The sequence below is a fragment of the Rhodopseudomonas julia genome (assembly GCF_030813515.1).
Lineage (GTDB): Bacteria > Pseudomonadota > Alphaproteobacteria > Rhizobiales > Afifellaceae > Afifella > Afifella julia.
This window is the reverse complement of sequence record NZ_JAUSUK010000001.1, coordinates 631,236-645,549: the sequence shown is the minus strand read 5'-3', so window position 1 is coordinate 645,549 and position 14,314 is coordinate 631,236. Positions and strand designations below refer to the sequence as shown.

The following is a 14,314-nucleotide window of genomic DNA, read 5'->3' as shown; positions in this document are numbered from 1 at the left end:
GGCCGCCGGACAGATCGGCTCGGGCCTCTGGACGGCTGACCAGTTTCTGGAATTCTACATGACGCGGCCGGACGAAGAGCGCTGGCACTCGCAAAGCCCGCAGGCGCAACATGACCTGCGGGCCGGGATTCCTCACTCAGCACAATGGGCGTTCACATGCCGACATAGATCGGCCCTTCGCCGCCCTGCGGCGGAACCCAGGTGATGTTGCGGTTCGGATCTTTGATGTCGCAGGTTTTGCAGTGGACGCAGTTCTGCGCATTGATGACGAAGCGCGGTTCGGCCCCGTCTTCCTGCACCCATTCGTAGACGCCGGCCGGGCAGTAGCGAGCGGAAGGGCCGGCAAAGACCGCCCATTCGCTCTCCTTCTGCATCATCGGATCAGAGAGCCGCAGATGCACCGGCTGGTCCTCTTCATGGTTGGTGTTCGACAAAAACACCGAAGAGGGTTTGTCGAAGGTGATGACGCCGTCGGGCTTCGGATAGTCGATTTTTGGGCATTCGGAGGCCGGCTTCAGGCATGCATAATCGGGCTTTTCGTGGCCCATCGTGCCGAAGAAGGAAAAGCCGAAGAGCGAGTTCGTCCACATATCGAGGCCACCGAGCATCACGCCAAAGCGCGTGCCGAAGCGCGACCAGAGCGGCTTCACATTGCGCACTTTCTTGAGGTCGTGACCGATTTCAGAATCGCGCCAGCTCGCCTCGAAGCTTTCCACCGTGTCGTGGCTGCGTCCTTCACCGAGCGCTCCGGCCACATGCTCCGCCGCCAGCATGCCCGATAGCATGGCGTTATGCGTGCCCTTGATGCGCGGCACGTTGACGAAGCCCGCCGAGCAGCCGATGAGCGCGCCGCCCGGAAAGACGAGCTTCGGCACGGATTGGATGCCGCCCTCGGTGATGGCGCGTGCGCCGTAGCTGATGCGCTGGCCGCCCTCCAGGAGGCTCTTGATCGCCGGATGTGTCTTGAAGCGTTGGAATTCCTGGAACGGCTCCAGATGCGGGTTCTCGTAGTTCAGATGCACGACGAAGCCGATCGCCACCTGGTTTTCCCCGAAATGGTAGAGAAACGAGCCGCCGCCTGTTTTGTTGTCGAGCGGCCAGCCGAAGGAATGCTGGATGAGGCCGGGCTTGTGCTTTCCCGGTTCGACCTCCCAAAGCTCTTTGAGCCCGATGCCGAATTTCGCCGGCTCGCGACCTTCGTCGAGCGCGAAGCGGGCAATGAGCTCCTTGGCGAGCGAGCCGCGGGCGCCTTCGCCGATCAGCGTGTAGCGGCCGAGAAGCGCCATGCCGGGCTGATAGGCGGGGCCCGGCTTGCCGTCGCGCCCGATGCCCATGTCGCCGGTCGCCACGCCGATGACGGCGCCCTTGTCGTCGGTCAGAATTTCGGCGGCCGCAAAACCCGGATAGATTTCCACCCCGAGCGCTTCGGCTCGCGCCGCGAGCCATTGGGTGAGCCGTCCGAGCGAGCCGATATAGCTGCCATGATTGCTCATGAGCTTCGGCATCAGCATGTTCGGCAGCTTCGTGGCGCGTTTCTCCGTCAGATAGAGAAAGCGGTCCTCGGTGACGTGCGTTGTCAGCGGGCGGTCCGGATCGTCGCGCCAGTCGGGAATGAGTTTGTCCAGTCCGATCGGGTCGATGACCGCGCCGGAAAGAATATGGGCCCCGACCTCGGAGCCCTTTTCCAAGACCACGACGGAGATTTTTTCGTCGAGTTCCTTCAGGCGGATGGCCGCTGCAAGTCCTGCCGGTCCAGCTCCGACGATGACAACGTCGTATTCCATGCTCTCACGTTCGGGCGTCTCGGCGGCTTCCATTCTTTTCTCCAAATGAGAGTGGGGGCCCAAGGGATAAAACGTCGTCCCGCTCAAATTCAATGCAAACCCGCTTCGTCTCGTCTGTCCATGGCGCAAGCGGGACTTCTGCGGGCTTTGAGCGTGGCGGGTTGACGCGTTCCCGGCAAGCCTCCTCTTCCGCCCCGGCTCGCATGATGGCAGAAAGGTCTGGTGAGCCCGCTTTCGCCAGATATCTCTCTCGCGCCCCTCAAGGAGCTGTTGCGCTTCTATCTCGAGAACGGCGTCGATTGCGCCGTGGAAGAGACGGGCGTCGACCGTTTTGAAGAAACGCGCGCGAGGATGGCTGCACGCGAGATGGCGGCCCGTCACGCGCCCTCGCAGCAACAGGGCAGACCCGCCGGGGCGCAACACCGTGATGATGGGGCGCGTGCACCTGCCGAGAGGCCGCGCCGGAGCGAAGCGCGCCCGCAGCCGCCGGCAGCGCCGCCGCCCGTCGCCCCGGCGGCCCTTCCGTCGGAAGAGGCGGTGATGGCGGCGCGCGAAGCCGCCCGCAGCGCGGCGTCGCTCGAAGAGCTGCGCGAAATCCTCGAAGGTTTCGACGGGTGCAATCTGAAGCGCACGGCAACGCAGCTCGTTTTCGCCGATGGCAACCCCGAAGGCCGGGTCATGCTGGTCGGCGAAGCGCCCGGCCGTGACGAGGATCTTCAGGGTCTGCCCTTTGTCGGGCGTTCAGGGCGCCTCCTCGACCGTATGCTCGCCGCGATCGGACTTGATCGCAGTGGCGTCTATATCGCCAATACGATTCCGTGGCGCCCGCCCGGCAACCGCGATCCCTCGCCGATGGAGCGGGCGATCTGCCGGCCCTTCATCCAACAGCAGATCCGTTTGGCCGATCCCGATTTTTTGATTCTCCTCGGCAATGCCGCTGCCAAGGAGATGCTCGATACCACGATGGGCATCACGCGGCTGCGCGGTCGTTGGATCGATTTCGACACGGGCGCTCGCCAAGTCCGTGCCATGGCGACGTTTCATCCAGCCTATCTTCTGCGCAATCCACTCCAGAAAAAGCTCGTCTGGCGCGATCTGTTGACGCTGAAAGCCGCCCTCGAAGAGGCTCAAGACTGATCAGCTGACAGAGCTGTCGCAAAGCGTGAACGCGGAAGGGCTTGACCGTCGCCAACGCACAGGGTTACCGGCGGCTCGCGGCAATTCGGCGTCCATTATGGCCAGGCAACTTCTCCCTATCGCTGCGCTCCTTTTGAGCGTGGCCTTCTTGCTGACTGCGAACGGTTTGCACTCCATTCTGCTGCCGATCCGCGGCGGCTTGGAGCATTTTTCGACGTTTTCGCTGGGTCTCGTCGGTACGGGCTGGGCCATCGGCTTCGTCGCCAGTTGCTTCATGGCGCCGCGCATCGTCCATCAGGTCGGTCATATTCGCGCTTTTGCGGCCTCCGCCGCTGCCGCTGCCGTCATCGTCCTCTTGAATGCGATGATCGTGACGCCGCTGTCGTGGATCCTTCTGCGCATCTTTTCCGGTTTCGTCCTCGCGGCCTGCTTCATGATCATCGAAAGCTGGCTGAACGAAAGGGCGACCAACGAAAATCGCGGCACGATTTTCGGCGTCTACATGACGATCACCTATGTGGCGATCGTCGTGGGGCAGATGCTCGTGGCCGTCGGCGATCCCGCCCGCGACACCTCCTTCATGGTTGGGGCGATTTTCTTCTGTCTGGCGCTCCTGCCTTTGTCGCTGTCGCGTGCGGCAGCTCCCCAGCCGCTGGCCGGTGTCACGCTCGATTTGAAGCGGCTTTTTCAGAATTCTCCGGTTGGCTTCGTGGCGACGCTCCTCGTTGGTGTCGCCAATGGTGCTTTCGGAACGCTCGGGCCTTTGTTCGGCTTCCAGATGGGGCTTGGGACGGCTCATATCGCCACCTTGATGAGCATCGCCATCATTGCCGGCGCGCTCATCCAGATGCCGGCGGGGCGGCTGTCCGACCGCTTCGACCGCCGCTTCATGATCGGCGGTGCGGCACTTCTCGCCTCGATCATCGGCATGGGGATCGCCGTCTTCGCGCCACACAATCCGATCGTGCTCAGCCTTGCCTTCGCGCTTTATGGCGGCACGTCCTATGCGCTCTATTCGCTCGCCGTCGCCCACGCGAACGACTTTGCGAGCGATCTCTCCTTCGTGCAGGTCTCTTCGGGCCTTCTGCTGCTTTACGGCATCGGCACGATGGTCGGGCCGCTCGTCGCGTCAGGCACGATGGAAAGTTTCGGCCCGCAAGGGCTTTTCGTCACCACGGCGGTCGCGCATTTCGCCATGGCGATCTTTTCCGTCTACCGCACGACGCGCCGTGCCCCGCCGCCGCAACATGAGCGCGAGACGTTCTCCGCCGTGCCGAGCCCGCGCATGCTGACGCCGCAGACGGCCGTCCTGCAGCCCGATCCAGAAGAGCTTCCGCCGGCGCCCGAACCTGAGGAGGTTTCTGAGACAGAAGCTCCGCAGGAAGACGGCTCCGACGATGCGACCGGGGAGACGCCGAGCAAGGCGGGCGGGGACAAGACGAAAGAGACGGAAGCGACCCCCTGACGGGGGGCTTGCTCGCGCCCGGCTGCGAGGCCCGCGTCGAGGGGCGAAACTCATACTGTCCCTTGACCGGCGGAGCGTTGCGCCCTCTGTCACGTCAATCTGTGCTTCGAGCCCGGGAGATGGAATGACGCAAAGCGGCGACGAGCGGGGCTTCATCCCCGTCAAGATTGCGGTGCTGACCGTGTCGGACACGCGCGCCCTTGCCGATGACCGCTCCGGTGGCACGCTTGCGGATCGCATTCGCGAAGCCGGGCATGTTCTCGCCGGGCGCGATATCGTTCGTGACGACGTTGAGGAAATCCGCAGGACCGTTCGCGGCTGGATCGCCGATGACGCGATCGATGTGATCATCACCACCGGCGGCACCGGCTTTACCGGGCGTGACGTGACGCCGGAGGCGCTCGAGCCTCTGTTCGAAAAGCGGATGGACGGCTTTTCAGCGGTCTTCCACCGTATCTCCTATGACAAGATCGGCGTCTCGACGATCCAGTCGCGCGCCACCGCAGGGGTGGCGAATGCGACCTATATCTTCGTTCTTCCGGGCTCGCCCGGGGCCTGCCGGGATGCCTGGGACGGTATCTTGAAGAGCCAGCTCGATTACCGCCACAGGCCGTGCAATTTCGTCGAGATCATGCCCCGGCTCGACGAACATCTGAGACGCGGCTGACGCCTCTCAGGCCGGCGGCGCCATACGCGCGGAAAGGCGTTTGGTGGACTGGCCGCGGGCAAGAGATTTGAGGTCGTCAGCCGCACCGGCCGCTTCCATATCGGATTTGCGCATGAGCACGCCGCGGCGAAGGGGCTCTTCGCGCTCCAGGAAACCGAAGAGCGCTTTGCGCTTGCCGACGAGGGTGAAAGTCGCGGCTCCGCGGCCTGGCTCCTCCATCCATTCGCGAACGGCCGTCATCCAGCCGTCGAGCGGGCGGGCACCGCCTTCCATCAAGAGCAGCCACTCGCCACGAGCAGCGGCGATCGTCTCTGTGAGAGCCTCTCGGCCCACGAGTTCTGCCCCGGCAGCGTCCGCCACCGCCTCGATCTCGTCGTCGCCGGGCGTGCCGACGACATAGGCGTCGCGCACCAGACCCTCGACTGCCGCAGGCACGAGGGCGGTCAGGCTGCGCGCCAGATGCTGGGCATCGTCGGGCACGGAAAGAAGCACGGTGATCATGATGTTCTGCTAGCGAAATCGGGCGCTTAACCCAACAGAAAGGTAACCGTTTCGTTAAGGAACGCCATCCCATCCCCGGCTTCCTCGCTTCGCCTAGGAATAAAGTCACCATTGTTCTTGTAATGTTCCGTTGTTCGCGATATATTCCGCTCATGCCTGAGCCGAGCACCACCTTCGCCCCGCCGACACCCCACACCCCAAGGGGCGGTACCGCAGCAGCCGCAAAGCGGAATGCCGCATCCTCCGCGCCATCACGATTTCGCGCAGAGCGAGATGCGGCCTGGGTGGCGCTCGGCCAGGCAGATTCAAGATTCCAAGAAACCGGACCCCAAGACGGGATGCCCGAACAGGGCACCAATTCGCTTCGCCCGGCCGCGCGGCGTGGTCGCGGCGCTGTCTCCAACGAGACGGGTCGTTACGAGAAGCAGACAAGGCAGTTCGTCGAGGATGGCTGGGACAGTCTCGACGAACTGCCGCGTTTGCGCACCGAAGTGACGATCGAGCGGCCCCGAAAGATCATCACCCGCAACGCGTCCCCGGATATTTCCTTCGATCGATCCATCAACCCCTATCGAGGTTGCGAGCACGGCTGCGCGTATTGTTTCGCCCGCCCGACGCACGCTTATATGGGCCTGTCACCGGGGCTCGACTTCGAAACGCGGCTTTTCGCCAAACCGGATGCGGCGAAGCTTCTGGAAAAAGAACTTGCCGCGCCGGGCTATGAGGTGCGCCCGATCGCGATCGGCACCAACACCGACCCTTACCAGCCGGTCGAGCGCCAGTACCGCATTATGCGCGATGTGCTGGAAGTCCTGGCGGCCGCCAATCATCCGGTTGGCATCGTCACCAAATCGGCGCTCGTCCTGCGCGATCTCGATATCCTCGCGCCGATGGCGGAGAAGGGGCTCGTCAAAGTCGGTCTCTCCGTGACGAGCCTTGACCATAAGCTGTCGCGCATGATGGAGCCGCGCGCCTCGACGCCGGCGAAGCGGCTTGAAGCGATTTCCGGCCTGAGCGAAGCCGGCATTCCGGTGTCCATCATGACGGCGCCGATCGTGCCGGCCATCAACGACAATGAGATCGAGCGCCTTCTCGAAGCGGGCGCGGCGGCGGGGGCCACGTCTGCCGGCTATGTGCTGTTGCGGCTGCCGCTCGAAGTGGCGCCGATCTTCAAAGAATGGCTCAAGGAGAATTTCCCGGACCGAGCCGAACATGTTCTGTCGCTGATGCGCTCCATGCGGGGCGGCAAGGATTATGATTCGGCCTGGCATGAGCGCCAGAGGGGCAGGGGGCCTTACGCCTGGCAGATCGGTCGCCGTTTCGAACTGGCGGCAAAGCGCCTGCGGTTGAACGAGAGGCGCTACGACATGCGCACGGATCTGTTTTCTCCGCCGGTGCCGGTCGGCGGCCAGTTGGCGCTCCTTTAGGGGGCACAAGAGAAGCTTTTGTCTGAAGGTGGAAAGCGTGTCTTTGCAGGCGAGGGCCCGGCTTGCATCACGAAGGATCGCGGCCTATCGGCGGTTTATGTCTGCGACAAAGACGATTCGCAAACCGAAAGCTCAGAAGCCGGGCGGCGCGAAGGCTGCGCCCATGGCGAAGGTTGCGGGCCCGCATCTGCAGGCTGAGACGCGGCTGATGCTTGCCGGCTATCGCCGCATCGCTGGCATCGATGAGGTAGGCCGTGGCCCGCTCGCCGGTCCGGTCGTGGCGGCGGCGGTCGTTCTTGATCCCAAAAATATCCCGGCCGGCATCGACGATTCCAAGGCGCTCACGGCGCTTCGCCGCCAGGAGCTCTATGAAGAGATCCTGGCCTGTGCCGATGTCGCCGTTGCCTATTGCTCGACGGCGACCGTCGACCGGATCAACATCCGCAATGCGGCGCTTCTTGCCATGGCGCGGGCGCTCAGAAGCCTGCCCGAGGCGGCCGATGCCGTCCTCGTCGATGGACGCGATAAGGTGCCGAACATTGCTCTGCCGTGCGAAGCGCTGATTGGCGGGGACGCCTCCTCGCTCTCGATCGCAGCGGCCTCGATCGTCGCCAAGGTGTCCCGCGACCGGATGATGGCGCATTGCGACGGGGTTTTCGCGGGCTACGAACTCGGATCTCACAAGGGTTATGCGACGCCGGCCCACAGGGCGGCCCTGACGCGGCTTGGCCCTTGCCGCCTCCATCGCTCGAGTTTTGCGCCTATCGCGGCGCTCCTCGCCGACAAATAGGCCTTGAGCGTTGCCTCGAAAGAGGGGCGGGAAAGCAGGCGTTCACCGCAACCATTTCGACAAATCGTGAGCCTCGCCGGGTGCCGAACGAGGCGGCGTCTGAACGAACGGCTGTGGAAAAAGAAAAAGGCGGGCCGAAGCCCGCCTTTTATCGTCTCTATGTTGAAGTCACTCAGTGCCGCTTCAAACCCTCGATGGAGGTGTTGATCAGCCGCTGACCAACCGCACCCTCGTTCTGTTTGGCGAGGATCTTGGCGGAGGCTGCGACGGCCACGTCGACCGCCCGTGCCTTCACGTCGCTCACCGCCTGGGCCTCGGCCTGAGCGATGCGCTGTTCCACACCGCGCGTGCGCCGCTCGATATATTCCTCGAGGCGTTGCTTGGCTTCGGCGGCGTGGGCGGCCGCTTCGTTTTCCGCAAGCGCCACGATCCCGGCCGCCTCTTCCTCGGCCTCCTGGCGGCGGCGCTGATACTCGGCCAGAAGCGCCTGCGCCTCTTCCCGCAGGCGCCGAGCCTCGTCGAGCTCGTGCTGGATCTTCTCCGAGCGCTTGTCGAGCGCGGCCGTCATCATCTTCGGCACGCCGAGATAGATCATGATGCCGAGGAAGGTGAGAAGGCCGATGAAGACCCACAGCGAAGCTAGGCTGGTTGCGTCCATCGTTATCTCCGCTCGTTCATGGCTGCGGAGACGGCTGACCCGACCTCCGCATCTGCCGGAGCTTCTCCGGACAGGGTCTCAACGAGCGCCTCGGTCGTCTCCTTGGCGATCGCGTCGACTTCGGCGAGAGCCTTGTCGCGCACCTCGCCGATACGTGCTTCGGCCGCCTGCAGCTTCTCTTCAAGCTCCGCCTCGGCCTTGCTCCGCTCGTCCTCGACCTCCGCTTTCGCCTTGTCTCGGGCGTCCTGGGCAATGCCGTGAGCGCGCTGCCGGGCTTCTGCAAGCGCCTGCTCGTAGGCCGCGATCGCCTCGTCGCTTTCCCGCTTCAGCTTTTCTGCCTCTGCGAGATCGTCGGCGATGCGGTCGTGCCTCTCCTCAAGGATGGTGGCGATGCGTGGCAACACCATCTTGCTGAGCAGGTAATAGAGCAGGCCAAAGAAGACCGCGAGCCAGACGAGCTGCGAGAGATACGTGGACGGATCGAAAGGCGGAAACGCGCCATGCGCCGCGTCCGCGATTTCGGTGTGTTCCGCCGCCGTTTCCGCGGCCGTCTGAGCGAGTGCCGTTGTTACCACGTGCTCTTCTCCTCAAGCCGTTCGGCCGCCGGTGGCGAGTGCCCCCGGCGCGCCGTCTTCGCTGTCTGGCTTAGACGGCGAAGATGAGGAGAAGGGCGATCAGGAGCGAAAAGATGCCCAGCGCTTCCGTGACCGCGAAGCCGAAGATGAGGCGGCCGAACTGGCCGTCCGCAGCCGCGGGATTGCGCAATGCGCCTTCGAGGAAGTGGCCGAAGAGCGAACCCAGGCCAACGCCGGCCCCGCCCATGCCGATGCAGGCAATGCCCGCGCCAATCAGCTTTGCAGCATCTGCTTCCATGTTCATGCTCCTTGCGTGTTGGAAGAGGATGGAGAAAAAACCGCGCCGTCAGTGCGAAGGATGCAGCGCGTCGTTGAGGTACATGCAGGTCAGAATTGCGAAGACATAGGCCTGCAGGACAGCCACAAGAATTTCAAGAGCCGTGAGTGCCACCACCATCAGGAAAGGCAGGATCGCACCGACCCAGCCGATCACGCCGAACGTCGACAGCGAGATGATGAAGCCGGCAAACACCTTGAGGGTGATATGACCGGCCAACATGTTGGCGAAAAGACGAATGGAGAGGCTGACGGGCCGCGAGATGAACGAGAGGATCTCGATGGCCACGATCATCGGCAGGATGAGCCCAGGCACCTCGTCGGGCACGAACAGCTTCAAAAAGCCGAAGCCGTGCTTGGAAAAGCCGTAGCCGATCACGATCGCCATGACGAGAAGGGCAAGCGCGCCCGTGATCACGATATGCGCCGTCACGGTGAAGAAATACGGCACCATGCCGATCAGGTTCGCCACCAGGATGAACGAAAACAGCGTGAAGACGAACGGGAAGAAACGCATGCCTTCCGATCCAGCCGCTTCGCGCAGCATGTTGGCCGTGAACTCGTAGAACATCTCGGTGACGTTCTGCATGCGGCCCGGCACGAGGCCACGGCCGCGCGTCGACAGCATCATAAAGCCGACGATCAGCATCACCGTAATGGCCATGAACAGCGCCGAATTGGTGAAAGCGAACGTGCTGTGGCCGATCTGGCCGAAATCGACCAGATTGTTGATGTGAAACTGGTGGATCGGATCCACGGTGTCGGAATGCGTCGCCGCTTCGCTCGCCACAGCCTACCCCTTGCTTCCCCGGGCCGTAATCGGCCTCGCCTCAATCGTGACGGGCAGGCCCGCCGTCCTTGTCTTTGTCGAGCCTGTCGTAAGGCCCGGCTATTTTACCCGCGGCGCGCATCACATTGAGCACGCCGGCGGCAAATCCCAACATCAAAAAGCCGATAAGCCCCCAGGGGGAGGTCCCTGCGACCTCGTCCAATCCCCATCCCAGGGCCGCTCCGACCAGAACACCTGCGATAAACTCGCTGGCGATACGTAAAGCAAGCGCATATCCGGACGAATCGGTGCGCTCGGGCTCGTCAACGGCCTGCCTGACACGTTTCCCCTTGTCCAGGGTGCGCGAAAGGTCGGCAAAGCGACGTTCCAGGTCGGTATCGGCAATAGGACCCTGTCCGCCGTCCGCCTTCTCCCGGCGCTCCTCGCCGGAGCGTTTGTCAGCCATTCACCGGCTCCTTCCTGGAAGCCTCGATGCGGCGCCATCGTGAAGACGGGGCGGGTCCGGGCCCCTGCGAAACCGGGCGCACCATAATTTTGCCGTCAGGCCAAGTCAAGAACATCAAAATCAGGGATATATCGTTGAAAAGAAAAGGGAAATAGATCGGGACAGGTTTTCTTGGCCCGGCCTCCCTCCGCCCTTTACCCGGCTTCGCGAAAACGTTCCGCCGTTTCGAGGTCTACAGAGACGAGTTGCGATACGCCGCGTTCGGCCATGGTGATGCCGAAGAGCCGGTCCATTCGGGCCATGGTGATCGGATTGTGGGTGACGACGAGGAAGCGGGTTTCCGTCTTCTGTCGCATATCTCCGAGAAGATCGCAGAAACGCTCCGTATTGGCATCGTCGAGCGGCGCATCGACCTCATCGAGGACGCAAAGCGGCGAAGGATTGGTGAGAAAGACGGCGAAGATCAGCGCCATCGTGGTCAGCGCCTGCTCCCCGCCGGAGAGGAGCGTCATGATCTGCGGTTTCTTGCCGGGAGGCCGTGCCATGATCTCGAGCCCGGCGTCGAGAGGATCGTCGGATTCCGTCAGCATGAGCTCCGCCGACCCACCGCCGAAAAGGGTGTGGAAAAGCTCCTGAAAGTGCCGGTTGACGGTGTCGAAGGCGCCAAGGAGCCGTTCGCGGCCTTCCCGGTTGAGGGAATGCACCGCCTGGCGCAGGCGTTTGATGGCGGCCGTCAGATCGTCGCGTTCGGCCGTCAGCGTGGTGAGGCGCTCCTCGACCTCCTTGGCTTCTTCCTCCGCCCGGAGATTGACGCCGCCGAGGCGCTCGCGCTCGCGCACCAGCCTCTCTAAGCGCTGGTCGACGGCGGCAAGCTCCGGCAGCGGGGCGCCGGGCTTCAGTTCGGCCGTTTCGCGCAGCCCCTCGGGGCGGGTGCGGAAATGCGCTGTGATCTCAGCGACGAGATCTTCGCGCTTCTGGCGGATGGCGGAGGCCCGCTCGTCCTCACGTGCCTTGGCCTCGCGGGTCTGCGATAAGGCATCGAGAGCCCGCCTGGCTGCGTCGGCGAAGCTGCGATGGGCCGTCTCGGCTTCGGCCAGGCGGTCGGCTTCGGCCTTCGACTGGGCGTTCGCCTTGTCGATCTCGAAGGCGAATTCGCGCTGGCGCACGGCATAGGTTTCCGGCTCTTCGGCGAGCTTTTCGATTTCTGCTTCGAGATCGGCCTCTCGGGCCTTCAATTCTTCGATTCGGCGCGCCGCCCGTTCGATCCGCCCCTGCCAGGCAGTGATCTCCCGGCCAAGCGCCGAAAGACGCTCGTCCCGTGCCGCGCTCGCATGGCGCAAGGAATCCGCGGCCGCGCGCGCATCGGACGCCTCGCGGCGGGCGGCTTCGACGCCTTTTGCAAGTTCCTCCGCTTTCGCTTCTGCTTCTCCGTTTGCTTCTGCCTGGCCAAGTGCCGCGCGAGCTTCCTCAAGCCGGGTCGCCTGCGCCTCGGCATCGCTTTCGACGCGCGCGAGGCTCGTTGCGATCGAAGCGAGGCGCTCCGACTGTCGTGCAAGAGCTCGCTCCGCTTCGGAAAGCGCCGATGCCTGGCGGTCCCGCTGGCTGCGTGCGTCCTTGAGCGCCTGGCGCGCCTGGCGTTCGGCCTCTTCGCCTCGCCGACGCTTTTCGGTTGCCTTCTCAAGGGCCGTCGTCGCTTTCGCGCCGTCCTTTTCGGCCTTCGCGATCTCGCCGGAGAGCGCCTCCAGCCGGTTTTTCTGTTCAAGGCGAACGGCCGCCGCCGTCTTGGCGCCGCCCTTGATCGTCAGGCCGTCCCATCTCCAGAGCGCGCCGCTGCGGCTGACGAGGCGCTGGCCGACGGCAAGCTTCTGAAAGAGCGCGTTGCCATCCTCTTCCTCGACGACGCCGATCTGTGAGAGCCGCGGCACGAGCCGCGCTTCTCCGGACACGAATTGCGCCAGGGGAGGGACGTTCGGCGGAAGGTTGGGCGCCCGCGCGATCTTCCCCCGCTCCTGCCAGGAGAACGGCGCCTGCGGATCCGCCGACGCGTCGAGATCTTCGCCGAGTGCTGCAGCAAGAGCGGCTTCGTAGCCGGGCTCGACCTTCAGCCCCTCGACGATCGGGACGAAATGGCTGTCCGTCGCAGGCCGCAGGAGCTGGGCGAGCGTCTTCTCTTCGGCCTGCAGGGCGGTGAGGGCGCGCAATCCTTCCGCTCTCTTTTCGCGGGCTTTCGCCTCCGCCTCACGGGCGCGCTGGATCTCCTGCTCTTTCTTTTGTGCGGTCTCTTCGGCCGTTTTGAGCGCCTGTTCCGCGGCGTTGAGAGTGGATCTGGCAGCCTCGACGGAGCCTTCGGAACCTGCCTTTTCCGCAAGGGCCGCCTGTTCGGCCTTCAATTTCTTGGCCTCGCCGAGAAGGCGTTCGCGCGCCGTCTCCGCTTCGCGCACCCGCATTTCCTGCTGGCGGCGTTCGGCGGCCTGGGCTGCAAGCTCGGCTCGCGCTTCCGAAAGAGCCGCCTCGGCCTTGGCGAGCGCCTCGGCCCGCTCCGTCGCTGTCGCCGCGGCCGCGGCGAGCCGCTTGGCCGCTCCCTCCTTGTCGCGGGTGAGCGTCTTCGCTTCGGCGGAGAACGTGGCGAGTGCGGAGCGTGCTTCGCGCCCGTGCTCCTCCTCCCGCGCGACGTCCTCGGCCGTTTCCTTGCGCCGGCTCTCAAGCTCGCGCTGGCGGGCTTCTCGACGCGCTGCTTCGCGCTTCAGTTCTTCGGATTTGAGCCGCAAATGTTGCACGGCCGCCGAGGCTGCGGCGGCCTTCTCGCGCAGCTTCGGCAAAGACGAGCTTGAAACCGCCTCTTCTCTGGCGGCTTTCGACTGCTCTTCCGCAGCCTTCGCGAGCGCAAGTCCGGCCTGGTTGAGGGCGGCTTCCGCCTTGGCAAGGCGCTGATCCGTCTCGCTCAGCCGGATCAGCGCCTGCTGCGCCTCCATCTTGCGAATGTCGAAGGAAAGGTTGCGGTAACGCGCGGCCTGACGGGCCTGCCGCTTCAGGGTTTCGAGCTGGCTCGTGATCTCACCGAGAACGTCTTCGAGGCGCTCGAGGTTTTGCTCCGCGCCCTTGAGCTTCAGCTCCGCCTCGTGGCGGCGCGAATGCAGTCCCGAAATGCCCGCGGCATCTTCCAGGATCGAGCGCCGGTCTTTGGGTTTGGCGGCAATCAGCTCGCCGATCTGGCCCTGGCGCACGAGAGCCGAGGAGCGCGCTCCGGTGGCTGCATCGGCAAACAGGATATGCACGTCGCGGGCGCGCACCTCGCGGCCGTTGACGCGATAGGTAGAGCCCGCCTCGCGCTCGATCCGGCGGCTGATCTCAAGTTCGGTGCTTGTCGCCGGTGTCTGGCCGGGCTTCATGACATGGGCAGCCGCCGCACCGTCGACGATTGCCTGCAGGCTCACCTCGGCGGCGTTGCGCGCCGGCCGGTTTGTGGAACCGGCGAAGATCACGTCGTCCATGCCCGAGCCGCGCATGGCCTTGAACGAACTCTCGCCCATGACGAAGCGCAGGGCTTCGACGAGGTTTGACTTGCCGCAACCGTTCGGGCCGACGACGCCGGAAAGCCCGGGTTCGATGGACACATCGGTGGCGTCGACGAATGATTTGAAGCCGGCGATCCGCAGCCGCGTGATTTTCATCCGCGGCCGCCGTCAACGTTGCAAGGCCTGGCGAGGGCGGAATCGAAGGCAGCCCTCTCGTAGGAGGG

At 64.1% G+C, this 14,314-nt stretch carries 13 protein-coding genes; 5 read left to right on the top strand and 8 right to left on the bottom strand.

The genetic code is table 11. The annotated features are described in order from the left end of the window. Positions 1–152: 152 nt before the first annotated feature. Positions 153–1,817, bottom strand: a complete 1,665-nt coding sequence (locus tag J2R99_RS03025) for an electron transfer flavoprotein-ubiquinone oxidoreductase (protein WP_307153011.1) — start codon at positions 1,815–1,817, stop codon at positions 153–155. A 189-nt stretch (positions 1,818–2,006) separates the two neighbouring features. On the opposite strand from J2R99_RS03025, the gene J2R99_RS03020 reads away from it, so the two are divergent. From J2R99_RS03020 to moaB, 3 genes are all read left to right on the top strand, one after another. Continuing rightward, on the top strand, positions 2,007–2,921 hold the full coding sequence (locus J2R99_RS03020; protein WP_307153010.1) for a uracil-DNA glycosylase: 915 nt from the start codon (positions 2,007–2,009) through the stop codon (positions 2,919–2,921). 97 nt (positions 2,922–3,018) lie between these two features. Then, entirely contained in the window at positions 3,019–4,386 is a 1,368-nt protein-coding gene (locus tag J2R99_RS03015; protein ID WP_307153009.1) for an MFS transporter, read from the top strand. 124 nt (positions 4,387–4,510) lie between these two features. Then, on the top strand, positions 4,511–5,053 hold the full coding sequence (moaB, locus tag J2R99_RS03010) for a molybdenum cofactor biosynthesis protein B (protein ID WP_307153008.1): 543 nt from the start codon (positions 4,511–4,513) through the stop codon (positions 5,051–5,053). Between the two features lie 6 nt (positions 5,054–5,059). Here the strand turns inward: moaB and J2R99_RS03005 are convergent, their stop codons facing one another. Continuing rightward, positions 5,060–5,554 (bottom strand): glycosyltransferase family 2 protein, encoded by a 495-nt coding sequence (locus J2R99_RS03005; RefSeq protein ID WP_307153007.1) that lies wholly within the window; start codon positions 5,552–5,554, stop codon positions 5,060–5,062. Between the two features lie 338 nt (positions 5,555–5,892). Here J2R99_RS03005 and J2R99_RS03000 point away from each other — a divergent pair, with 338 nt between their 5' ends. Next, a complete protein-coding gene (locus J2R99_RS03000; protein ID WP_307153006.1) occupies positions 5,893–6,981 on the top strand; it encodes a PA0069 family radical SAM protein in 1,089 nt (362 codons plus the stop codon). Between the two features lie 163 nt (positions 6,982–7,144). Continuing rightward, on the top strand, positions 7,145–7,771 hold the full coding sequence (rnhB, locus tag J2R99_RS02995) for a ribonuclease HII (RefSeq protein ID WP_307153005.1): 627 nt from the start codon (positions 7,145–7,147) through the stop codon (positions 7,769–7,771). 172 nt (positions 7,772–7,943) lie between these two features. Here the strand turns inward: rnhB and J2R99_RS02990 are convergent, their stop codons facing one another. The 6 genes from J2R99_RS02990 to smc all read right to left on the bottom strand — a co-directional run bounded on the left by J2R99_RS02990 (position 7,944) and on the right by smc (position 14,246). Then, on the bottom strand, positions 7,944–8,429 hold the full coding sequence (locus J2R99_RS02990; protein WP_307153004.1) for a F0F1 ATP synthase subunit B family protein: 486 nt from the start codon (positions 8,427–8,429) through the stop codon (positions 7,944–7,946). 2 nt (positions 8,430–8,431) lie between these two features. Beyond that, positions 8,432–9,004 carry a F0F1 ATP synthase subunit B gene (locus J2R99_RS02985; RefSeq protein ID WP_307153003.1) on the bottom strand — a complete coding sequence of 191 codons (573 nt, stop codon included), beginning with the start codon at positions 9,002–9,004 and terminating at the stop codon, positions 8,432–8,434. 70 nt (positions 9,005–9,074) lie between these two features. Beyond that, positions 9,075–9,302 (bottom strand): F0F1 ATP synthase subunit C, encoded by a 228-nt coding sequence (locus J2R99_RS02980; protein WP_092810041.1) that lies wholly within the window; start codon positions 9,300–9,302, stop codon positions 9,075–9,077. Positions 9,303–9,350: 48 nt separating this feature from the next. Further along, positions 9,351–10,130, bottom strand: a complete 780-nt coding sequence (locus J2R99_RS02975; RefSeq protein ID WP_307153002.1) for a F0F1 ATP synthase subunit A — start codon at positions 10,128–10,130, stop codon at positions 9,351–9,353. Positions 10,131–10,170: 40 nt separating this feature from the next. After that, on the bottom strand, positions 10,171–10,575 hold the full coding sequence (locus J2R99_RS02970) for an AtpZ/AtpI family protein (RefSeq protein ID WP_307153001.1): 405 nt from the start codon (positions 10,573–10,575) through the stop codon (positions 10,171–10,173). Positions 10,576–10,769: 194 nt separating this feature from the next. Beyond that, a complete protein-coding gene (gene smc / locus J2R99_RS02965) occupies positions 10,770–14,246 on the bottom strand; it encodes a chromosome segregation protein SMC (protein ID WP_307153000.1) in 3,477 nt (1,158 codons plus the stop codon). Between the last annotated feature and the right edge of the window lie 68 nt (positions 14,247–14,314).